This window comes from Leptolyngbya sp. Cla-17, from assembly GCF_016807185.1.
Lineage (GTDB): Bacteria > Cyanobacteriota > Cyanobacteriia > Leptolyngbyales > Leptolyngbyaceae > ULC077BIN1.
In genome coordinates this window covers 2,091,999-2,114,812 of record NZ_JAEVYN010000002.1, presented here as the reverse complement: position 1 = coordinate 2,114,812, position 22,814 = coordinate 2,091,999, and the positions used below count along the sequence as shown (strand labels likewise).

At 45.8% G+C, this 22,814-nt stretch carries 19 protein-coding genes and 1 pseudogene; 9 read left to right on the top strand and 11 right to left on the bottom strand.

Features of this window, described 5'->3' with window-relative positions; all coding sequences use genetic code 11:
• Window positions 1-39 precede the first annotated feature (39 nt).
• Both JOY44_RS20635 and JOY44_RS20630 read right to left on the bottom strand, forming a co-directional pair.
• The gene (locus JOY44_RS20635; protein WP_171575408.1) at window positions 40-756 is read right to left on the bottom strand and encodes a phycobilisome rod-core linker polypeptide; all 717 of its coding nucleotides are present in this window, start codon (window positions 754-756) and stop codon (window positions 40-42) included.
• A gap of 134 nt (window positions 757-890) precedes the next feature.
• A complete protein-coding gene (locus JOY44_RS20630) occupies window positions 891-1,364 on the bottom strand; it encodes a phycobilisome protein (protein ID WP_171575407.1) in 474 nt (157 codons plus the stop codon).
• A gap of 185 nt (window positions 1,365-1,549) precedes the next feature.
• Here JOY44_RS20630 and JOY44_RS20625 point away from each other — a divergent pair, with 185 nt between their 5' ends.
• The 6 genes from JOY44_RS20625 to JOY44_RS20600 all read left to right on the top strand — a co-directional run bounded on the left by JOY44_RS20625 (window position 1,550) and on the right by JOY44_RS20600 (window position 8,482).
• Window positions 1,550-3,484, top strand: coding sequence for a response regulator (locus JOY44_RS20625; RefSeq protein ID WP_171575406.1), 1,935 nt, complete (start codon window positions 1,550-1,552; stop codon window positions 3,482-3,484).
• On the top strand, window positions 3,481-6,660 hold the full coding sequence (locus tag JOY44_RS20620; protein ID WP_171575405.1) for a GAF domain-containing protein: 3,180 nt from the start codon (window positions 3,481-3,483) through the stop codon (window positions 6,658-6,660). The genes JOY44_RS20625 and JOY44_RS20620 overlap by 4 nt, the downstream gene beginning before the upstream one ends.
• A 64-nt stretch (window positions 6,661-6,724) precedes the next feature.
• Entirely contained in the window at window positions 6,725-7,102 is a 378-nt protein-coding gene (locus tag JOY44_RS20615) for a response regulator (RefSeq protein WP_171575404.1), read from the top strand.
• A 201-nt stretch (window positions 7,103-7,303) separates the two neighbouring features.
• Window positions 7,304-7,675, top strand: coding sequence for a response regulator (locus JOY44_RS20610; RefSeq protein WP_171575403.1), 372 nt, complete (start codon window positions 7,304-7,306; stop codon window positions 7,673-7,675).
• Between the two features lie 169 nt (window positions 7,676-7,844).
• Window positions 7,845-8,030, top strand: a complete 186-nt coding sequence (locus tag JOY44_RS20605) for a hypothetical protein (RefSeq protein ID WP_171575402.1) — start codon at window positions 7,845-7,847, stop codon at window positions 8,028-8,030.
• A 62-nt stretch (window positions 8,031-8,092) separates the two neighbouring features.
• The gene (locus JOY44_RS20600) at window positions 8,093-8,482 is read left to right on the top strand and encodes a hypothetical protein (RefSeq protein ID WP_171575401.1); all 390 of its coding nucleotides are present in this window, start codon (window positions 8,093-8,095) and stop codon (window positions 8,480-8,482) included.
• A 48-nt stretch (window positions 8,483-8,530) separates the two neighbouring features.
• Here JOY44_RS20600 and JOY44_RS20595 read toward each other — a convergent pair whose 3' ends face one another.
• On the bottom strand, window positions 8,531-9,307 hold the full coding sequence (locus JOY44_RS20595) for a fatty acid desaturase (RefSeq protein ID WP_197985617.1): 777 nt from the start codon (window positions 9,305-9,307) through the stop codon (window positions 8,531-8,533).
• A 327-nt stretch (window positions 9,308-9,634) separates the two neighbouring features.
• Between JOY44_RS20595 and JOY44_RS32905 the strand changes: the two genes are divergently transcribed.
• Together JOY44_RS32905 and JOY44_RS20585 are read left to right on the top strand one after the other, a co-directional pair.
• Window positions 9,635-9,808, top strand: a complete 174-nt coding sequence (locus JOY44_RS32905; protein ID WP_171575400.1) for a DUF1830 domain-containing protein — start codon at window positions 9,635-9,637, stop codon at window positions 9,806-9,808.
• A 170-nt stretch (window positions 9,809-9,978) separates the two neighbouring features.
• Entirely contained in the window at window positions 9,979-10,653 is a 675-nt protein-coding gene (locus JOY44_RS20585) for an NYN domain-containing protein (RefSeq protein ID WP_197985616.1), read from the top strand.
• 18 nt (window positions 10,654-10,671) lie between these two features.
• On the opposite strand, the gene JOY44_RS20580 is transcribed toward JOY44_RS20585, so the two are convergent.
• From JOY44_RS20580 to JOY44_RS20545, 8 genes and pseudogenes are all read right to left on the bottom strand, one after another.
• Entirely contained in the window at window positions 10,672-12,534 is a 1,863-nt protein-coding gene (locus tag JOY44_RS20580; protein ID WP_171575399.1) for an ATP-binding protein, read from the bottom strand.
• A 44-nt stretch (window positions 12,535-12,578) separates the two neighbouring features.
• Window positions 12,579-16,787 (bottom strand): chemotaxis protein CheB, encoded by a 4,209-nt coding sequence (locus JOY44_RS20575; protein ID WP_171575398.1) that lies wholly within the window; start codon window positions 16,785-16,787, stop codon window positions 12,579-12,581.
• A 293-nt stretch (window positions 16,788-17,080) separates the two neighbouring features.
• A complete protein-coding gene (locus tag JOY44_RS31560; protein WP_171575397.1) occupies window positions 17,081-17,440 on the bottom strand; it encodes a WGxxGxxG family protein in 360 nt (119 codons plus the stop codon).
• A 275-nt stretch (window positions 17,441-17,715) separates the two neighbouring features.
• On the bottom strand, window positions 17,716-18,135 hold the full coding sequence (locus JOY44_RS20565; protein WP_171575396.1) for a response regulator: 420 nt from the start codon (window positions 18,133-18,135) through the stop codon (window positions 17,716-17,718).
• Window positions 18,136-18,435: 300 nt separating this feature from the next.
• Complete coding sequence (locus JOY44_RS20560; protein WP_171575395.1) at window positions 18,436-19,611, bottom strand: zinc-dependent alcohol dehydrogenase; 1,176 nt, start codon at window positions 19,609-19,611, stop codon at window positions 18,436-18,438.
• A gap of 61 nt (window positions 19,612-19,672) precedes the next feature.
• Window positions 19,673-20,155, bottom strand: coding sequence for an SRPBCC family protein (locus JOY44_RS20555; protein WP_171575394.1), 483 nt, complete (start codon window positions 20,153-20,155; stop codon window positions 19,673-19,675).
• A 32-nt stretch (window positions 20,156-20,187) separates the two neighbouring features.
• Window positions 20,188-20,919, bottom strand: a pseudogene (locus JOY44_RS20550) (MBL fold metallo-hydrolase); the annotation flags it as partial.
• Between the two features lie 279 nt (window positions 20,920-21,198).
• Window positions 21,199-21,576, bottom strand: a complete 378-nt coding sequence (locus tag JOY44_RS20545) for a hypothetical protein (protein WP_171575393.1) — start codon at window positions 21,574-21,576, stop codon at window positions 21,199-21,201.
• 596 nt (window positions 21,577-22,172) lie between these two features.
• Here JOY44_RS20545 and JOY44_RS20540 point away from each other — a divergent pair.
• Complete coding sequence (locus JOY44_RS20540) at window positions 22,173-22,694, top strand: DUF2231 domain-containing protein (RefSeq protein WP_171575392.1); 522 nt, start codon at window positions 22,173-22,175, stop codon at window positions 22,692-22,694.
• Window positions 22,695-22,814 lie beyond the last annotated feature (120 nt).

Below are 22,814 nucleotides of genomic sequence, written 5' to 3'. Positions count from 1 at the left end.
GACTTCCGTTTGGGGTTGTATATAGATAGCAAATAGATATTAAGTAGACTTGATGATGGCTTGCCGCAGTACTGCCTTTTGCTGGGGAGAGAGTGTTGTTAAAACCTGTTCAGCAGGGGCATATTGCAAAAGCTTGAAAACCTGCGACAAATCTTCCTGAGCCATTGTAGTTTGAATATCTTCGTAGGTTTCAGGAAGGTGGCAAACACCTGAATCACAGTGAAGCCCTAGCTGTCGCCAGTAGAGCGTGGGCAGCGATCGCCCACGCCGACCAATCTGTTCTTCATTGAGCAAATTAGATTCTAAATAAACATTGGGCGATAGATAGCAATTGGGCTGACGCGGATGAGGAACAGTGAAGCAACCAAAAGCTTTGAGATACTCCTCGGAATCCACAAGATCTAAAATCAATTGCTTCACCCCTTTATGGACCAATCGGTCAAAGTGGACTCTAATCTCCGCATGGTGTTGAGGAGCGCGTCCAAGAAAATGCTTAAAACATAGCTCTAGAAACTTCAGATTGGAAGTGGTGTAGTAGAAAGTATTGAGGTAAGGCTCTGACTGCCCAAACTCTTTCACAAAGCGCTTAACGCCAATCTTATTCGTTAAAAAGTCTTTTTCAATAGTGGCTAATAGGGTTCGTTCGCACCCATAGGGCTGCCGTTCTAAAATTTGTTGATAGATTTGGTGTAGTGCAATCTCACGATCCTTCAAGGAGGAAGAGTGATTAGTTGTAGTAGGTTGGGTGAAGGTCATTAAAATATCCTCAAATGTTGAATGAACTTGAGAAAACACTGGGGTTTGGAGAGCTAGGTCCGGCCGATAAGGAGCAATCTTATAGGAGGTGTTGAGCGAGGTCGAAACACCTCCTGACAAAAGGTGAAAGAAGCTCAAGCGTGAGATTCGAGGGTGTGCAGCATTAATTCCAAGTAGGGACGGATTAACCCTGTTTCTGCCGCTACAAAGTTAGCCGCGATCGCCTCTTGCAAGTTTTGATAGGCCTGCCTACAATGCACGTTTCGCTTATGGGCCAGCAAAATCGTATCTAGCCAGCCCAGCATTTGTTCCTTAAACAAACGTTCGTCATCTCGCAGAATTGACAACGCAATGTAGCGCAAAACCTCCGTCATATCGTATTTACAACGAGGTCCATGCTGCTGAATTAATTCTGGATAGAGCTGGGCAAGTTTTCGTAGAGCTAAAATTACTAGTTTTTCGCCGTGTTCCTGTAAGTGTCGATAGGCACTCAGTCGAGTCGTATAGCTTTGAATATAGGATTCTAACGGGTAAAGCTCTTGAGAGTCTAAGTAACGACCATCAGCATCTAGGATAGATTTATCAAGTTTGTAGTTAAGAGCATGCATAGGGCAGCGAGTAAAATTAAGAACCTTACTTATGAGATTGCCCTTAGAGAAATTTTATGGAACGGAATGCATAAATTTGAAAAAAAACGTAGTCTTTCTTAACACATGCATTGAATTGGTGCAAAGATTAATTGCCTAAACTGAATAGGTTTTTATTTATCCTCTCTCTATCTGTCAGTGAAACTGTGAAAATTTTATTAGTAGAGGATGATCAAGCAACTTGTGCCCTGCTTGAAAGCGCAGTGAGTGCTCATCATGTGGTTGAAACAGCGGCAGATGGGCAATCTGCGATGGATTTAGTAGAGCAGTTTGAATATGACTTGGTGTTATTGGATGTTGGTATTCCTGAAGTCGATGGAATCAGCGTTTGCAAGCGGCTGCGCGCTAGAGGATCTCAGGTGCCAATTTTGCTGCTAACGGCAAAGGATAGAGCAACCGATCGCGTGGTGGGTTTAGACGCTGGCGCAGATGACTACATGATTAAGCCGTTTAATACCTCAGAACTGCTGGCGCGGATTCGAGCTTTGTTGCGACGTGGCAGAACAGCGACTCCTTCTACCGTTACCTATGGAGATTTGCAAATTGACTGTGCAATTAATGAAATTCGCTATGGGCAGCAAGCACTCCGCCTAACGCCTAAGGAGTACGGGATTTTAGAATTACTGCTACTGCATCCTCAGCGGATTTTTAGTCGCGCAGTCCTGATTGATCGCCTGTGGGAGTTAGATGAATCACCGACTGAGAGCGCAATCAGCAGCCATGTTAAAGCGATTCGACAAAAGCTAAAGGCAGCCGGAGCCAATCAAGATTTGATTGAAACAATTTATGGCTTTGGATATCGCTTCCGATCTCTTAAAACGCCTACGCCCACCCACCTAGACGCATTATCCTCAGATGCACACAAGGTTGCAACTGAAGCCGCTGAGTCGATGCTGCTGGAGCTGTGGGAGCGGTTCAAAGATTCGTTTGATGACCAGATTGCTGTGCTGGAACAAGTGATTGTGGCTTTAGAGAGTGGTCGTTTGACGGATGACTTGCAGCAAACCGCAAAACAAACTGTTCACAAATTAGTTGGGTCGTTGGGTGTCTATGGGTTTCCGCAGGGGTCTGCGATCGCTAGACAAATTGAAGGCTTATTACAACCGTCTGAGCCTCAGTTACAAGCGGCGGCAATTAACCAAATCGCGCAACTGGTGACGGCTCTAAAACAAGAACTTCAGCGAGAACCACAGTTGGCACAGGCTGCTCAAGGGGCGATCGCGCAGTCAACCGATCTCGCTATGCCATTGCCGTTCGTGTTGGTAGTTGATGATGATCAGATATTGACTGATCGCTTAAAGGCCGAGGCAAACGGGCGATCGTTTCAGTTAGAAGCCGCTGTTAATTTGGCGGAAGCCCAACGGATTGTAGAGTACACCATACCGGATGTAGTGTTACTCGATCTCACCTTTGCGGATAGTAATGAAAATGGTTTAACCTGGCTGGAAACTCTCAGACATCAACATCCCCAGCTTCCGGTGCTAGTGTATACTGCACGAGATCATCTTTCAGATCGAGTCGCCGCCGCTCGCTTAGGAATCCAGGCATTTTTGCAAAAACCCATTGCTTCCGCCCAAATCTTTCAGGCAATTCAAGCGACCTTGCAGCAAACCAAAGCACAGGGATTGCGACCCCAGCCAGCGATCGCTGGAAAAGTGCTGATTGTCGATGATGATCCGGTGATTCTACACCGAGTCTCGCTGATGCTCTCACCGTGGGGATTGCAAGTAACCCCTCTGATTGAACCCCAACGCTTTTGGGAAACCCTAATCGATTCGGCTCCTAATCTACTCATTTTAGATGTAGAAATGCCGGGATTAAGCGGAATTGAACTTTGTCAGGTTGTCCGAAATGACCCACAATGGGGTGACCTGCCCATTCTTTTTCTAACCGCGCATCAAGATGAAAAGACTCTCGTCCAAGCATTTTCAGCCGGAGGCGATGACTACATCCGCAAGCCGATTCTAGAACCAGAGTTGATTGCTCGTGTACTCAATCGTTTACAACCAGAGCAAATTCGCCGCCAGCAATTTACAGCCGCTTTCATGAATCAGCTGCATGATGTAGAGGAGATGGCATGACTCAAGCAGCCCACACTATTTTAATTGTGCAAGACCGTTCAGCAGACCGGGAACTGCTGCGTCGCTATCTGCTGCAAGGCGATCGCGATCCTTACACCGTGCTAGAAGCAGCAACAGGAACGGATGGTGTAGCCCAGTTTCGTACTGCCCAACCGGACGCAATTTTGCTGGATACTCTCCTGCCAGACATGACTGAATTGCAGTTTTTGCAAGCTTTAGAGCAATATGAATCCTTGATTGCACCTGTAGTTGTTTTAACGGATGGTGAAGCACATACGGCACAGGCAATTCAGGAGGCACGGCACTATTTAAACAAAGCAACCTTAACGGCAGAGTCGTTGCAGCTAGCGCTCCACAGTGTGATTCAGCAAGGAAATTTGCTCCGTCAGGTGGCAGATTTGCGGAGTCAAACTCACCTGACCTTGGAAGCGCTGAGGCAGCAAGTTGAGCAGCAGCGCCTTGTAATGGAGATTACTCAACGCATCCGGCGATCGCTTAATTTGCAAGATATTCTCCAAACGACAGTGGATGAAGTGCGGCAGTATCTTCAAACCGATCGTGTGATTATTTTTCAATTTGCTTCCAACTGGAGCGGTACAGTCTTAGTTGAGTCAGTTAATGCCCCCGAACGAGCCATTTTAGCAACTCAAATCTACGACCCCTGCATTGGGGAAACCTACGTCAAACCCTTTAAGGACGGGCTTATTACGGCAAAATCTGATATTTATGCCGCCGACATTAGTCCTTGCCATCTTGAACTGCTGGTGAGGTTTGGAGTGAGGGCAAATTTAGTCGTTCCTATTTCGCAGGGCAACGATCTCTGGGGGCTGTTGGTTGCCCATCATTGTGCAATTCCGCGTTCATGGCAGCCATCCGAAATTGATTTATTGCGACAAATAGCGGCTCAGGTCGGCATTGCCATTCAACAATCTTCCTTGTTTGAACAAGTCCACACTGAGCTTGGATCTCGCAAACAAGCAGAATATGCCCTGCAACAGTTGAATATAGAATTAGAGCAGCGAGTTGCAGAGCGCACGGCTGAGCTGACCCAAGTCAACGATCGCCTATTGGCAACCCTACTGGCGAGACATCAAACCCAACTGATCCTGCAAGAGCAGGCACAACTGCTCGATTTGGCGCACGATAGCATCATTACCCATGACCTGAACGACATCATCACGTTTTGGAATGAGGGTGCTGAATATATGTATGGTTGGACAAAAGCAGAAGCCTTAGGTCAAGAAACTCATGCATTGTTGCAAACTCAGTTTCCTTGTCCTTTGATTGATATCAAAGCCGAGTTTCTAAACCAAAGCTATTGGGAAGGTGAACTAACTCAGGCTCACAAAAACGGTTCACTGATCACAGTCGATAGCCGCTGGGCATTGCAAAAAGATGAGATGGGTAGACCGATGAAGGTGTTGGAAATCAACAACGACATCAGTGAAGCAAAGCGTGACGAAATCGTGCGCAAACGGGCAGAAGCAGCCCTACAGCAGCAAGCGAAACAAGAGCAGTTGCTTTGGCGGATTACTCAAGCCATTCGTCAACCGCTGGAGCTTAACGTCATTCTCAATACGGCTGTGACTGAGGTGAGGCAACTATTACAGGCAGATCGAGTAGCAGTTTATCGATTTGATTCAGATTGGAATGGAACTTTTGTTGCCGAGTCCGTTGGGACGGAGTGGATGCCCCTCGTGGAAACCGATATTCAAAAAGTGTGGGAAGACACCTATCTACAAGATACGGAAGGAGGACGCTTCCAAAATCACGAAACCTTTGTGGTCGAAGATATCTACACATTTGGGTTGCGCCCTTGCCATATTGAACTGTTGGAGCAGTTTCAGGCAAGAGCTTACACGATCGCCCCTATTTTTTCAGGAGAGATGCTGTGGGGGTTGCTGGCGATTTATCAAAATGCCGCGTCTCGTCAGTGGCAAGCCTGGGAGATCGACTTATCTCAGCAGATTGCTAGCCAACTGGCGATCGCCATTCAGCAATCCGAACTCTATAGCCAACTGCAAATTGAACTGCAAGAGCGCAAGCAAACAGAAGCAGGGTTGCGAGAAGCCGAACGCCGCTGGCGATCGCTGTTTGAAAGCACAAATCTGGCAGTCATTAGCTTAGATACTGTTGGCACAATCCATGCAGCCAATCCTTTCTTTCTTAAATTGACGGGTCATACCGAAAGCGAAGTGCTGGGTCAAAACTGGTTTGATTTATTTATTCCCGCTGATCGTGTGCAGAGACAGCGACAACTATTTCAAGACAATCTCAAGCAAGAATTTTACCCCTCCGCTCAAAACAAAATTCTGATTAAATCAGGAGAACAAAAGATTATCAACTGGAGCATTACGCTGCTGCGGAACCCGAAAGGCGAGGTGATTGGCGTGACCAGCATTGGCGAAGATGTCACCCAACGGCAAGCGGTTGAGAAACTCAAGGATGAATTTATCTCCATTGTCAGTCATGAATTGCGAACTCCTTTAACTTCTATTCGAGGCTCGCTGGGTTTATTGGCAACTGGCGTGATGGACGATGAACCCGTTGCCATGAAACGGATGATTGAGATTGCTTCGATCGACACAGAACGGCTGGTGCGATTGGTTAACGACATTTTGGATTTGGAGAAATTGGAGACGGGCAGATTGTCTCTAGTACGAGAATGGTGCGATGTCGCAGACTTGATGCAAAGGGCGATCGCTGTCATGGAAAGCAGCGCTCAAGAGGCAAACGTGCAGCTTATAGTGCAGCCCTTATCGGTACAGATTTGGGTTGCCCCCGATCGCATTATTCAAACTTTTACCAACCTGCTCAGCAATGCCATCAAATTTTCTCCAAACAGCACCGTTTGGCTTAAGGCAGAATCGCCATACCCCACCACCCCAGCGCTCCAAAGTCCTACGGACATTTGTGAACACCCTAATACTTCGCCTGCATCCATTCTTTTCTCAGTCACCGACCAAGGCCGTGGCATTCCAACAGATAACTTGGAGAGTATTTTCGGTCGTTTTCAGCAGGTGGATGCTTCAGATTCTCGCGATAAAGGCGGCACGGGTTTAGGGCTGGCAATTTGCAAATCGATTGTGCAGCAGCATAGCGGTCAAATCTGGGTGGAAAGTGTGTGGGGGCAAGGCAGCACATTTTTCTTTACGTTGCCTTTGCAGCCTGAATAGTTCTCTTTGGTGGGTTTTGCCTTACCAATTTGGTTACCTTGGATAAAATCGGGTGGAAACTGCCATGACAAGTAAACGAATTTTGGTTGTGGATGATGAAGAACGGATTCGTGAAGTGGTGCGAATGTGTCTAGTAAAGCTTGCCCAATGGGAGGTGATGGTCGCTGGCTCTGGAGAGGAAGCCATTCAAGCCGCGATCTCCGAGAGGCCCGATGCCATCTTGCTAGATGTTTCAATGCCTGGAATGAATGGTCTCGAAATTTTGCAACACCTTCAGCGCCAACCCCAGACCGCTTCAATTCCAGTTATTTTTCTGACTGCAAAAGTTCAACCCAATGAGCAGTTACAGTACAAACAGTTAGGAGTTGCAGGATTGATTGTTAAACCCTTTGATCCAATCCAGATCTCAAAAGAAATTAGTCAACTACTAGGCTGGAACTAATCGGTAAATTCATCCGCAACTTAACGCTTCTTTACAACTTAGGATGGTTTCTGCAAACTTTCTCCATATTTTTTGCTTATTCTATAGCCACTGCTTGAGTTCCTACTGTGGGAGTAGTGTCTTTTGCCCTACTCCTAGCAAGGTTGCAGGCTATTCCAATCTGATCAGATTGGTTGAGAGCAAACAGTTGGAGTGTTTGATGTGACTGTTAAGCAAATTTTAGTTGTGGATGACGACGCTGCGATTCGAGAAGTGGTAGCAGCCTGCTTGCAGTATTTAGGTCACTGGGATGTGCGAACGGCAGCTTCTGGGAAAGAGGCATTGCGCCAAGCTAAAACTGAAAAACCAGACGCGATCGTTTTGGATGTGATGATGCCCGAAATGGATGGGTTTGCCGTTTTGCAGGATTTGCACTCTAATCCGACAACCCAACCGATTCCAGTAGTGTTATTAACGGCTCACAGCTATCTGCTCAACACTGACCGCTTACCAAACTTGGGGGTGGTGTTAGTTATTTTTAAGCCGTTTAATGCAGTTGATCTGGTTCGGCAAATTGCTCAAGCCCTGCAATGATTAGAAGCCACAACACTTCGACATTGTTCGCAAAAAAACTTAGTCAAATTCTTATCGTTCTCCAAACTTTCTCCATAATTCCCAAATATATTGAAGTCGTTGGATTTGAAAGATTGCTCAATCTTTTCTGTATCTTTCAATCCTCGTCCGGTCTATCTAAGGAATTTCCATGAACGACTGCCCTTGCTGTTCTCATTCCATGTTGCGCCACGTTCGCCAGCATCAAGTGTATTGGTTTTGCCGAAGCTGCTGGCAGGAAATGCCTCTATATGATCAAGGTGCTCGTTTAACATCCACAGCATTAGGACGAGAACTCAGTCTTTTAGCTCAAAAACATGCCTTACTAACTGCTTAAATCAAGCGTTTTACTGTTAACTGTCTAATAAATTAATCGTTTTTTATTTTCAGGGATTTAGCATGAAAATCGTCGATCAGTCCTATCAGTGTGTTGTTCCTGGACAAAACTTTGGCACTTGGCACTTACGATGCTATTTGCAAATTTTTCGCTCAAAACGTGGGCAAGACATCGTTGTAGTGTCTGATATGGGCTGCGAAACCGGATGGTTTTTTCCCTACAAAATTGAACAACTGGCGATCCAGATTGTGCAGAAGTTCCAGTTAAATCCCGATCGCTTAGTTTGGATCGAGCATTGCCCTGCTGATATCGATAGACCAAAGTGCAGCGGGTTTAGCCAGGTTTCATTTCAGTGGAAAGCAGGAAAAGCAACGAATCCACAATGGCAAGCGATTGATGCAGAGCTGGCAGCAACATTAAAAGAAGAAATGACCCAATTGGTGGCTGTTTAGTCTCATGTTGACCGCATCCACGTTGGCAGAGTATGGGAAAAGTCAGTATCAGGATGCTGAATTGGCGATCGCTGCTTTTGCTTGATGCTGTCTGCTGTGGTGAGCCTGTGGCAACTTATACCAAGCAATGTCAGGATACTCGTGATGCTCCCAGTGATAGCCAAAGTGGTAGCAGGTGAAGAAGGAAACAATTGTAGGAAAGTTGCTACTCACAGCATTGTGAGAATTGTGACTATCATAATTATTGCTCGATCTATGGGGTAGATACGTTCCAAAATAGAATAGCTGTAGGGAGCTGAGAATCAGCGGCAAAAGCCAAAATAAGAATAGGTTCAAACCAGAAACCTGTAGTCCAAATCTCAGGCTCACAAACGCGATCGCCATATATAGCAACAGCTTGCGCCGTAGTTCAGCGTCTACATATTCGTCTGTCATAAACTTGATGTACCAGGCAAGGAAGCCACGATGGACGCCATCATGAAAATCGGGGTCATCTGGTTGACCTGGAGAACGATGATGCTTCCAATGGTTCAAGGCCAACTTCTCGTAAGGCAGAAAACCATACAATGTAATTGCAAGATTGCCAATCCGATGGTTCCATAGGCGGCTTTTGGGAAATACACTGCCATGGATTGCGTCATGGACAACAATAAATAGTCCGGTTTGAATAAAAGTTCGCCCTAAGACAGCAGGCACAATTGACAGTAGCGTCCATTGGGTGAGATCAGCTGATAAAGAAATGACTAGGCTGCTAACCCAAAGAGAGATAATAACTGCGGCAACCAGAGGACCTGTCCATAAATCTGATCTTGACTTATTTTGCACGGGGATATACCTCGTTGAGAAGCACTGCCGTTTCATCACCAAGGCTGCTGGTCCAATCCGCATTTTCTTGAATTTTGGTCATAGATACTCCGCAGATTTATCGCTTGCAACTATCTTAACTGTTCTTAACAATAGCGAAAGCGATCGTAGATAACTTGCATCTTTCTAAATAAAAGAACAATCCATCAGCTATGTCTTTTGGAGGATTTTATAGAACTTATACAACTTATACACAACTCAAACTCGTATTCAAACAGGTTCAACAACAACAAGATGCCATATTAGTACTACTCAAAAATTTAGTCACATCGGTGACTCAAATACTAAATGTGTTTACTAGATGCGTTGCCAGCTAACTTGATTGACCAAGTAGGTTGTTATATCAATCGTAGTCATCAGATTGAAATGATTCAGATTGAAGATAATCCGAATGGGTATTTTGAGCGGGTCGTTTTCCAGGTGAGCGGCTGGTGTTTGAAGGGATACCAGAAGCTTACTTAGAAGTATAGACACGGCTCTAGTCTACCGTTGTTTTAATCAATCGCGTTCGGAGTGGTCGTCTAAGCAGTGAAGAGCTTCAAGCTCAACCAAATTACAACGTTTCCTAAGCAAAAGCTTCATAAACAAAATTTTATTAGACGACATTACTAAATTTTAGGGGTCAGCCAGCAGTGGATAAAATAATCTCTCAGAAAAATAATATAGCAACAGGTCCGAGGAAGCTTGAGCAACCAGGCTTTACAGATATTCCAGATCACGGCAAAGCCACGGCTCCGTTGCCTGCTGTTCACCATGGGATGCCTAACTACGGTAAGCGGGGTCGAGTCATCGTTTTTATTGATGGTGCGAATCTGTTTTATGCAGCAGCGCAACTTTGCATTGAGGTCGATTACGCCAAACTGCTGCATTATTTAACGGCACAGGATAATCTTGTGCATGTATTTTTCTATACGGGCTGTGATCCTGACAATGAACGACAGCATGGGTTCCTCCGCTGGATGGGTCATAACGGTTTTCGTGTGGTTACTAAAAATTTGGAACCCTGTTCACGGAATGGCAAAAAAGCCAATTTGGATGTAGAGATAGCGGTAGATATGATGAATTTGTCCCCCTACTGCGATACTGCTGTTTTGGTGAGCGGCGACGGAGATTTTGCTTATGTTGTGAATGCCATTGCCGCCCGGGGTGTTCGGGTGGAAATTGTTGGGTTGCGATCGATGACCAATAGCACTTTAATTGCAGCGGCTGATTGCTATGTTGACCTTGCCGAAATCCAACAGATTTTTCAAAAGTTTGATGGCTTTTGCGGCGTTCAGCAAGCAGCAGGCGATCTCAACATCTACTGATCTTTCATCTATTGACCCTTACCGATGGGGTAGATCAACAATAAAGTGAAGTTGTCCTATAGTCTGCTGAACGGCAATGGTGCCGCCCAATTGATGGGTCAAATGTTGCACAAGAGCCAATCCTAAGCCAGTGCCGCTTTGCTTCCACGGATCAGAACTGGGAATCCGGTAAAACTTTTCAAAAATGCGGGTAAGTTGATCAGGCGCAATCTCTGCGCTTGTGTTGCTAATTTTTATTTGCGTTGAGTCAGCTTGAGTTTGAACCATGATAGTGATGTTGCCACCTTGAGGCGTGTATTTGTAAGCGTTATTTAATAGCTCCTCTAAAATGCGTTCTAAACTGGCTGCATTGGATAGTAAGGGCGGTAAGTTGAAGGCAAGGATTAACTGAAGCGTTTGTTGACGGGCTTCCATTAATCCTTGTAAGGGTGCGATTAAGTTAGGCAACCATTGCTGTAGCTGAATAGTTTCCAAAACTAAGGGCTGCTGTACTGTCTGAAAGCGTTGCAAATCGAGCAGATCGTTGACCAACTTAATTTCACGATCGCACTCTGCTTCCAAAATTTTGAGGTACTGGTTAATCCGGTTTTCCCCATTTGATGGTGCGGATGTGGAACTGCGGTCTTGAGCGAGGGCAAGTTTCAACATCTGGGCTGCCATTTTTACATTGGCAATGGGCGATCGCAGTTCATGAGAGATGGTGCTAAGGAAATCATCTTTGAGGCAATCGAGTTTTTGCAATTCCTCAATTTGAGCTTGAGATGCTTGATAGAGCCGAGCTTGACGAATCGCGATCGCGCATTGATTTGCCACCTGCTGCACTAGTCGAATTTCTAACTCACTAAACGTATCTTGTCGCTGCTTAAAGAGCCACAGATCACCCAATACGCCCTGATCATCAAAGATTGGATGAGCCAAGATTGCGTAAGGACGCACTGAGTGGGTATCAATCTCACAGAACTGAAAATAGCTTCCCTGTAAAAGCTGATAGTAGTTTTCTTGCAAGGTTGACATTGAAACCACTTCGCCTAAAGCCGAGGGCGATGTCAGTTCGTCGGCCGTGGTGAACTCGTAGAGAATGGTGGAAGTGGCTAAGTCGATATCATATACCGCTGTATCGCAGCAAACTAAGCCAAGCACGAGGGTTAACTCCTGGACTGCTGCTTGTAAAATATGGCTTTCATCTAAACTATCCCGCACCTTATCGGTGATTCGTTTGAGACCCGCTTCAAAATGAAAAGACTGCTGCAATTGAGCGGTGCGCTCTTGCACCCGTGTTTCTAGCTCAACGTTGAGCCATTCTGTGAATCGCTGTAGCTGTTTGTGCTCAGTGATGTCGCGCACCGCCCACCGCAGGTTGATCAACTCATCGGTAAAATCGCAAACCGCAGAAACCGTTAGCGCTGCATCAAAAGGCAGACAAAACTTTGAACGTAGACGAACTTCCCAGTTTTGAATCTTGTCTATCAGCCGTAATTCATCGAGTTTGATGTGAAATTTAAAGCGATCGCCCTGTTCAATAAACATCAACAGCGGCTTACCGACCAAAAATTCCTGCGACACCTTTAGCATCTGAGCCATGACTTGATTGGCTTCTTGAATTTTTCCAGCCCGGTCGGTGACCAAGTATCCATCGGGTGCAAACTCAAATAGATCTTGATAGCGCTGGCGTTCTATCTCAATAGTTTGGTACGCCTGAATCAATGCTTCACTTTGAGCGCGCACTTCCTCTTCTGAAGTTTGCAACTCTTCTAAAACGGCTTGGAGTTCCTCAAATCCCTCTGCCAAGATTTTTTGGTAAGCGGCTGGCAATTCATCACTCTGCTGATGTAGAGAGAGAACCCGGCGATATACTGCATTTAGCTGAGGAGAAATAGTCATGCCATCCCTGATTTAATGTGAATCATCCTTTTCTTATAAATCCCCTAATCTCGTTCCGCCAACGTTGCAATCATCGCTGCCAGTTGAAATGGCTCGATCGGCTTAGTAATATGCACCTGAAACCCAGCATCAATCGCAAGTTGACGTTCGAGATCGCTGGCATAGGCAGTCACCGCTGCGGCAGGGATTTGTCCAACCGTTGATTCCATTGCTCTTACTTGACGAATCAAAGATAGACCATCTTCTTCCGGCATCCCAATATCAGAGATCAGCACATCGAATTTTTGAGGTGCGTTCGTCAGGGCAGCGATCGCCTCCCTTGCCGATGCCACCACCATAACCTTTGCTCCCAAATCCTCCAAAATCCATTGAATCAACTCTCGACTATCGGCTTCATTATCCACCGCTAAAATCCGCAAGCCAGTCAAAGAAGGCGCTATCGGCGTTGAATCAGCCGCCAATTGTATACTGTCGTCGTTTGCTGGCAACCCGCTGAGAGCTAAGGGATCGAGCACATCTGCCACCTCAAGCGGCTTGCCGCCTAAAGGCAATCGCACAATTATCGTGGTGCCCTGCCCCTCACCCCCACTCTCTGCCCTAATCTTGCCGCCATGAGATTCCACAATATGACGCACAATCGACAAGCCCAACCCCAGCCCTTGACTCGATTTACTGCTGCTGGAATCTCCTTGGCGGAAGCGATCGAAAATATAGGGCAGCAGCTCTACCGAAATCCCTTGCCCAGTATCGCTAACTCGAATCTCGGCATCCGTTTGCACGACCTCTAAGGTCACCTCCACTCGTCCAGCGGCAGGCGTAAATTTAATCGCGTTGGTGAGTAGATTCCACAATACTTGCTGAAGGCGATGGCGATCGCCCGTCATCATTACCGACGTTAAGTGAGACACCAGTTGAATTGTTTTTTCTTCAGCAGACACTTGCACTGACTCGATCGCGCCTGCCACCACCATCGCCAAATCAATCAAATCAGGGCTGAGATTCAGTTTGCCGCTAGTAATTCGGGAAACATCTAGCAAATCTTCAATTAACTGAGCTTGCGCCCTAGCGCTGCGTTCAATCACTTCTAAGGCACGCATGACCGTGTCTTCGCTTAACTGACGCGTGCGAAGCATTTTTGCCCAGCCCAACATAATGTTGAGCGGATTGCGGAGTTCGTGGGATAGGTTGGAGAGAAAATCATCTTTGGTGCGGTTGGCAGTTTCCGCCAACTGACGGGCTTCTTGCTCTTGCGTCAAAAGTCGCGATCGCTCTGCCTCATACTGCCGCCGCAGGGTAATATCTTCGATCGCCAACAGCAACAGTAGAGTGTCATCCGAGTGCAAAATCTTGTAGGCGTTCAGCAGCATGGTCTTTTGCCCAATCTGCTCAAAATAATGAGTGATTTCAAAATCTTGAAGCTGAGCATTGTTGAGAAGCACGTTTTCTAAGCGCGATCGCAGACCAGGCAGATTCCACTGTCCATTGCCCAAGTCATAGACTCGCGTTTGCTGCGTTTCGGGCGGCGCAACCTGAAACGTTTGATAAAATGAGCGATTGGCGCTATTGACCCGCAGTTGAGAATCCAGCACAATCAGCGGCATCTGCACGGTCTCAACGATCGCTTCTGCATAATTCCGCGCGGTTTCTAAGGCAACGGCTCCTCGCTTTAACGCATCAATATCCAGCAGCACCAGCACGACCCCATCAATCTGATTTTCGGTAGTGCGATAGGGACGAATACGCAGGGTAAACCACTGTCCCTGTTGGGTTTGCACCTCTATTTCCTTAACCGTCAGCGTTTCCAGAACTTCTGATATCCACACTTCCAAGTCGGGAAGATTAAGGTTCGTGCGAATATCGCTCACATGCCGTCCGGTATCCGTAGGAATGAAGTTAAACAACCGTTGCGCCATCGGTGTGAATCGGCGAATCCGGAAATCGTTTGCCAACATCAGAATTGGAATGTTGATACTGGCAAGCAGATTGGTCAAGTCGTTATTGGCGTGGTGTAGCTCAAGATTGCGGCTACGAAGTTCTTCATTCGTCGTATTGAGTTCTTCATTACTTGCCTGAATCTCTTCTTTGGCAGTTTCCAGCTCCTCATTGGTGCTTTGCAACTCCTCATTGCTCGACAAAATTTCTTCGTTGGCAACTTTCAGCTCTTGGTTGACATTCTCCTGCTCTTGGAGCATTGACTGTACATACTCTTGGGTCGTGATCTGCTCTTGAGTCATGGCTGCAAGTGCCTGCCGCAACTGCGCCACCTCCTGCTCCAGGTTTTCTGGTGCCCCTAGGGCGATCGCATCGTTCACCACCACTGAAGCCGCTTCAAACAAAATTAGAAAACAAGACTCGGCGCTCTCGGCTGGCTTGAAGGGAATCACCTTGAGAGTAACCGTACTGGGATTGTTTTCTCCTATGCGAACGCTGTCTCGTTTCACCACCACCGTTTGCTGTTGTGCCTGATAAATCGCCGCCCGAATCTCTACCAGCAACGCTCCACGCGCTACTTTAAGCAAATTGAGGCTGGCTTTTCCGGGGGCAAGCTGCAAATAAGCGCTGGTATCTCCTCGCACTTGCACAATCTCTAGCTTGTCATTCACTACTACCCCTACGGGCGCATAGTGATTGGCAATCAGTTGATCGGTTTGGGTTTGCAGGTCAACACCATTCGATGAGGGTTGAGTCATCGTTTTACGGTCTTTTACTTTGGCAATGGAATGTTTGCTAATCGCAAAGGAAAAAGGAGTGCGGTTAGCGTTTGGCTTTTTGGTATAAATTTTATACTTACGGTCAATCAAACTAAACAAATCTGAATATTTGCCCCTACTTTCTGAGGTGCCCAACATCAAAAAACCCGTGGGCTTAAGGCTGTAGTGAAAGAGCGGCATCAACCGTTGTTGCAGCTCCTCTCCCATATAAATCAACACATTCCGGCAGCTAATTAAATCCAGGTTAGAAAATGGCGGATCGCGGCTCAAATCTTGGCGGGCAAACACACATAGTTCCCGCACTGCTTTACAAATTTGATAGCTGCCGCCTTCCAAAGGAATGAAGAAAGCCTCGCGCCGTTCGGCTGAAACCTCTGCCATTTGGGATTCTGAATAGATTCCTGACCGGGCTTTATTAATGGCTGGATCACTAATATCTGTTGCAAAAATCTGAATTGAGGAATGCATCGCTTGGTTTTTGAGAAACTCTAGCAAGCAAATGGCAATGGAGTACACCTCCTCACCCGTAGCGCAACCTGCCACCCAAATGCGGATTGGAGTCTCGGCTGATTTATCCTGCGTGATGATGGGAAAAACGGTTTGCGTCAACTGATCAAACACTTCTGCGTCGCGGAAAAAGCTCGTGACGTGAATCAAAATTTCTTCATACAGTGCCTTCACCTCGTCTGGATGGGCTTGCAAGTACTGAGCATATTCATCCAAATGTTCCAGCTTATACAGCAGCATTCGTCGCTGAATCCGGCGATCCAGGGTCGTGCGTTTATAGAGTGAAAAATCAACGCCGCAGAGCGATCGCAGCAACCCAAAAATGATAGAAATGGCATCTGCGCTGACAGGGCTAATCTCTGGTGCCGAAATCAGCGGGATCAGCTGGGAAATCAGGGGGTGGCGACTGAGCTTGCCAATTTCCTCGGCAATTTGTTGCGGTGTCAAAACAAAATCTACGTTGCCCGTTGCCACTGCGGTATTCGGCATACTGTTAACCTGTGCAGTTGCTTCACACTGGGCAAAGGTGATTCCGCCTGCCGCCTTGATTGCGGTCAATCCACGGGAACCATCGCCATCGCCGCCAGACAAAACAACCGCGATCGCTTTGTGCCCGCGATCGTTGGCTAACGACTCAAATAATGCAGTCCCCGGTTGGTAACCATGCCCCATCACCTTCTCACGGGGAGCAAGTCTCAGTGCTCCCTCCACCAGAGTCATCTGACAGTTGGGCGGGATCACATAAATGTGATTTGGCTCCACCACCACGCCCTCCTGCACCTCATTGACAGGCATCTGAGTCGCCCGCGCCAAAATGTCAGACAGCATACTTTTATGGTCAGGGGATAAGTGCTGCACCAACACAAACCCCATCCCAGTATCGGTGGGTAGATGGCTTAATAGCTGCGTGAATGCTTCCAATCCACCCGCAGAAGCCACAATACCCACAATTGGAAATTCAGCCTCGGCATCTGTTTGCGGTGACCCATCGTTTTTCCCAACTGTTGATTCCGAAGGTGCCTGCTCAGCGGTCATAGGAAAAAGTATAAATATATCTGGATTTCATGGGCTATCAGCCAATCATGCTTTAGTTTAAGGCAAGCTTCTAGAACTTCCTTGTTTATAAGTCGTTTTATTTATATTAAAGATTCAAGCTAAAACCTATACATCCTTCTTCTGCGTAAGGAATCTCGCCTCTGAATATCGCATCTATGTAGGGCAATAGTGATCTGTATAAATTAAACACGCATAAAAGGTAAGCAGTGCTATGAGTTAAACCTCTGCACTGCTTACCTATGACAACTACCTAACTATTAAAAAGTCAACAACTAACGAATGTCAGAGCGAGTCGATGTAGTGGTTGGCTCATAGCGATCAACGGTTTCGTGCTTAGGACGACGAAGTCCTGCCAAGCCGGCTAAGCCTAGCAAACCTAACCAGCCCCAGTCGGTACCATTGTCTTCTCTGGTCATAGTGCTCATTGAACTGTCAGTGGAGGAAGGAGACGACATGCTGCCAGTTCCGTCAGGTGCGGTAGTTGTACCACTGCCTGGAGCCATTGTGCTGCCTGGAGCAGTTGTGGAACCAGAACCAGGGCTGGTTTGAGCAAAAGCAGAGATAGGTAAAGCAGCAAACGCGATCGCGGCAGTGCTGGTCAATGCGATTTTGGATAGTTTCGAGATGTTCATGCGCAGATCTCCTTAATGTTGTGATGTTTGAAAGATGAAAACTTGTTGGGCGGATTCGTCAATACAATTTGAAATTAATCAATACTTTGAGAGGAAGTAGCGCTCAGCCATTAACGCCTCGCCTTTCATTAAAGATAATCGTTAACCATTAGAACCAACTCTTACCCGAGAGATAGGTTTGCGCGATAATTTGCAGGTACAAGGCATAGATTGTGTGCGTTCCTATCAAGTTAACGAGATTCAAATTGACTCAAGCAATTTGTTCTCACCTACGTCTATATAGACGGATTTATCAGGTGACTAGGCTGCAAAATTGCTTTGACTTGATGCAATAAATTGTCAAAATCAATCGGTTTACGAATGAAACCATCTGCTCCCGCGTCAAACCCTTCAGCTGGCATAAACCCACTGTAGCCAGTCACTAAAAGAATCGGAATAAACTGTAAATGAGTATTCTCCCGAATTTTTCGTGTCACTTCAAAGCCATTCATTTCTGGCATCATCACGTCCAAAAGTACTAATTCTGGTGGATGCTCAGCAATTTTATCTAAAGCAGCTTGACCACTATTAGCCACCTCAACTTGATACCCCTCATTTTCTAAAACCGTTTGGAGTAGAAAGGAGTTATCAGAAAGATCATCGACCACTAAAATGCAGTCGATTTGTAACTCTGGTTTAGAGGATAAACTATTCATTACGTTAAACAATGCTTTTTAAAAGCTAAAGAATTTTGATAGTGATACTTACATTGTCTCTATCAAACTCCGTGCTTCACTCTTACCACAGAGAGACTTCTCCTAATTACCTAAAAATATTTGCTCTGTCACTGCAAATTGTTCTCAGCCCCCAGCTACTAATTTGCACAACTTTGGGCTACTCAAAGTTGAGAGTAGAAGACTCAACTTTTATATCTCCCTCCCAAACTTGGGAGGGAGATATAGGGTTAGACAAGGTGCCGAGTTAATAGTGCGGACTTGATACTCGGTTTATCTGTCTTACGGTTTGAGTACAATCTTGATGCAATTATCTTTTTTGTGCTTAAAGATCTCGTAACCACGGGGCGCTTCATCCAATGTAAGACGATGGGTGATTACAAATGATGGATCGATATCGCCATTTTGAACATGTTCAAGTAATGGGCGCAAGTAACGGTGCAGATGGGTTTGTCCTGTTTTCATGGTTAGCCCTTTGTTCATAAAAGCACCCATGGGTATCTTGTCTACAAAGCCGGTATACACTCCAGGAACCGAAACGGTACCTCCTTTACGGCAGGCAACGATCGCTTGACGAAGGACATTGGGGCGATCAGTTTCTACCCGGGCTGCTTGCATCACTTTGTCATACATTCCTTCTAAACCCATTCCGTGAGCTTCCATGCCCACGGCATCCATCACAGAATCAGGACCGCGTCCACCTGTCATTTCCTTTAGGGCTTCACCCACATCAACTTCTTCAAAGTTTAAGACTTCTGCTTTGCCCTGGTCTTTAGCCATTTGCAAGCGTTCAGGAACGCGATCGATGGCAATAACGCGACCTGCGCCCAGCATATAGGCGCTGCGAATAGCAAACTGCCCAACCGGACCACAGCCCCAAATTGCGACCGTATCACCAGGTTGGATATTGCAGTTTTCGGCTGCCATGTATCCTGTGGGAAAGATGTCGGTTAAAAATAGAACTTGCTCATCCGATAATCCATCGGGAACTTTAAATAATCCCGTATCTGCAAACGGAACACGGGCATACTCTGCCTGACCACCTGCATAGCCACCCGTGAGATGAGAGTAGCCAAAAAGCCCTGCTGGTGAATAGCCCATCACTTTCTCGACCATCCAAGCATTGGGATTGGAATTGTCGCAAAGTGACCATAGGTCGCGATTGCAAAAGAAACAGCTCCCGCAAGAAATGGTGAAAGGAACCACGACGCGATCGCCGATCTTCAAATGCTTGTTTTGAATAGCGCTGCCCAGTTCAACGATTTCACCCATAAATTCATGACCCAAGATGTCGCCCTTTTGCATCGTGGGGTTAAAGCCATCATATAGATGTAGATCGGAACCGCAAATCGCTGTTGATGTAATTTTTACGATCGCATCCCGTGGATTGATCAGTTTAGGATCAGGTACCGTTTCGACTCGGACATCGTTAGTCCCATGCCAGCAAACTGCCTTCATTGGTGAAATCTCCTAGAGTTGAGTGGTTAGTGAACAATCTATTTATAGATATCTACTTGATTTACTTGTTGCCTCGCGATTGCCCTTCAGTTGTAGCAATTTCACCTGTTTCCATCAGCATTTTGAAGCGACGCAGATCATCGCCTATCTGTTGCTCTGGCGATTCTCCGAACAGCTTGGCGATCGCGGCTCCAATTGCACCCGCAGGCGGAGCATATTCAGTGACAACTTTCACCTCGGTTCCACGATCATCGGGTGCTGGCTGAAACTGAATAAAACCCGAATTATCAACATCTGCACCTACAGCAGATTTCCAGGCAATCAATTCGTTCTCGCGATCCTCAGTGATGTCTGCATCCCATTCAATGCTGGTATTCAAAGGAGCGCTAGCAACCCAGTGCGATCGTTTAGCATCTTGCACAGTCACCGATTTGAGATGCTTCATGAAGTGCGGCAAGTTCTCAAAGTTATGCCAGAAGCGGTAAAGCTCTGCCGCTGGTTTGTTAATTGTCATCGTCTTCTCAACCTTAATCGGTTGGCTCATACTTATACCTCTATTGATAATTATTCGATGGTTTAAGAATGGTGCTGATCAGCAAATGCTTTGAACTCTATCGCGTCGTGACTACAGAAAAGCTGGACATCTTTATCGCGATCGCACGATAGGCTATACAAACGATCTTGATTAAATAGCCGGGTCTTGCGATCGACTTCCATCATCCATTGATAGATCTGCAAACCGGGTGTGCAATGTCGTTTATCGGCATTCATTTCATGACGATAAAAGTAGGCATCTCCAGCATGAAGCAACCATCCATCCATGGTATTGATAGCAACACCCGCATGACCTCGCGTATGACCCGCTAGCGGAATTAAGAGAATTTCTGGTGGTAATCCCTCTAAATCATGAACGGCCTCAAAGTCAAACCAGGCTTCTCCTCCAGCTTCATAGAATTTCCACTGCTTGACTTCATCCCATTGTTGACGTTGATAACGCCGATTATCGATAAAGCTATGGTGATCCTTTGCTGCATCCATCTCAGATTGCATCACATGCACAGTCGCATTCGGAAAATCCTCTAATCCACCCGCATGATCAAAATCAAGGTGTGTCAATACAATATGGCGAACATCTTGTGCTGAAAAACCAAGCTGCTCAAGCTGAGCGATCGCAGTGTATTTCTGCTCAAACTGGATGTTGTTTAATGCAATAAAAAATGGACTTAATCGCGACTTTTGCGACTGGATATCGCGCAGCCCAAACCCAGTGTCTACCAACACTAGACCTTTCTCCGTCTCGATTAGAAGACAGTGACAAACTAGATGAGCCGTTGCACCAGAACTAAAACCATCAAATTATGTGCCACCAATTGGGCACATACAGCCACAATTAAGATGATGAACTTTCATAAGTTTTCGTGAGTCTCATCTTCAACAATTGATGTAAAGGCATAAGTTGACATGCCCTTATCATCAATTGCAGACTAATACTGTTTTATTGCTTACACTGTATTACCTGATAGTTCTGACCTAGTTAAAAGTCCGCTTGGTCAAAGAATAAACAAGCATTTCAGCGACATCGACTACTTAGTCGCGACCAATTTGTGCAGCACCACTTTGAATATCACCAGCAGTTTCTTGAGCACCCTTTACGTAGCCAGAACCAAACTGCTTAAATGCTTCTCCTGATTCCTTCGCAATTCTTCCAATTCTTTTTCCAGGGTTGCCTTCGGTCTCTTTAGCTTCTCGGTTCCATTCGCCGGTGGTTTTAGGTCGATCTGCTTTGTCGGTTTGTTCAATTCGCTCACGGACTTTTGCCCCCAAAGCGTCGTTGTGGGGTACAGCGTTTGCGTTGGTGGTCAATAGGATGAAACCAACTAGAGTAAAAGCAAAGAATTGCTGAAGTTGAAGTCCCTTAAATAAAGAGCGAATGCGAGCGATCGCCTGAGAAAATAAAGTCACCATGATACTGCTCCTTAGAGATTTTGATATTTTTTACTTGCTTTGATGAACAAAACAAACGGTAATTTTTGAAGTCTTTCCTATGAAGAAAATCAACTTGTCTTCTTACAATCACATAAGACTTCTAAACATGACTTCAAGACTACCTGTTAAAAAAGAACAATCCCTCTAGCAAAAGTTATAGCTTGAGGATAGGGAGATGCAAATTGTTTGAAGTTTGAACTGATTTAGCTATGAAGACTGTTTAATCTGCATCGGCTACCCTTAGCTGTAAACAATTAATGAAATTAGATGTTATCTAGTTCACAGATTAAATCGTTAGATTGTCTTCCTTTGGATAGATTGAGTTTTCACTCGTCTCTACATTAAGCTACATAACGTTTGTATCCCTTCAGATAGATTGGTCTTCAGCCTATCTTTGCTGAAGTATGAATATAAATCGAAAGTATGACTGCTTAATTTTTGAGTTTCTAAACCAAAAAAGTCAAAGCGCAACATAGGTTTGAAAAAGGAAACTTTACTAGTGTTAAGTAGAGTTTAACGAGTATCAATTAAGCATTCCTTTTCCTTACTTTTATTACCCATTTTCAGGAGAGACCATGACACAAATCCCTAATATTCCACCCTTTATTGAAGGTGATGAACGTGAGTATCGTGATAGTGGTATTCCTAGCACAGTAGCGATTGCGGGTCATCCGCTTCATCCTTTGATTGTTACCTTTCCGATTGCATTTCTGAGTGGGGCTTTTGCCACTGATCTAGCCTACTGGTTCACTCAAGACTCATTCTGGGCACGAGCATCTTTGTGGTTGATTGGTGCCGGATTTACTGCTGGGTTGTTGGCAGCCTTTACTGGCATGATGGATTTTCTCAAAATTGATCGCGTTAAAAAGCACAGTGCTGGCTGGATTCACATGTCTGGGAACGTTGCGGCCATGTTTTTAACCCTCGTTAATTGGTCTTTGCGTTGGAACAATGTAGAGGGAGCGATCTTGCCGATTGGAGTGATTATTTCAACGGTTGTGGCGACGCTGCTAGCGATCGGAGGCTGGTTTGGCGCTGAACTGATTTATCGACATAAAATTGCCGTGTTTGGAACGAGTAGCCGCAATGAATCATGATTAGTCTGCTAAAAAAGCAGATTTCTCAATGAGTTGTAGTTTTATACAGTACGGAATGGCTGGGTATGAGAAGGGATCGCCTGTCTGCAAAAACAGGCGATTAAGTGTAAAAAAGTGAAA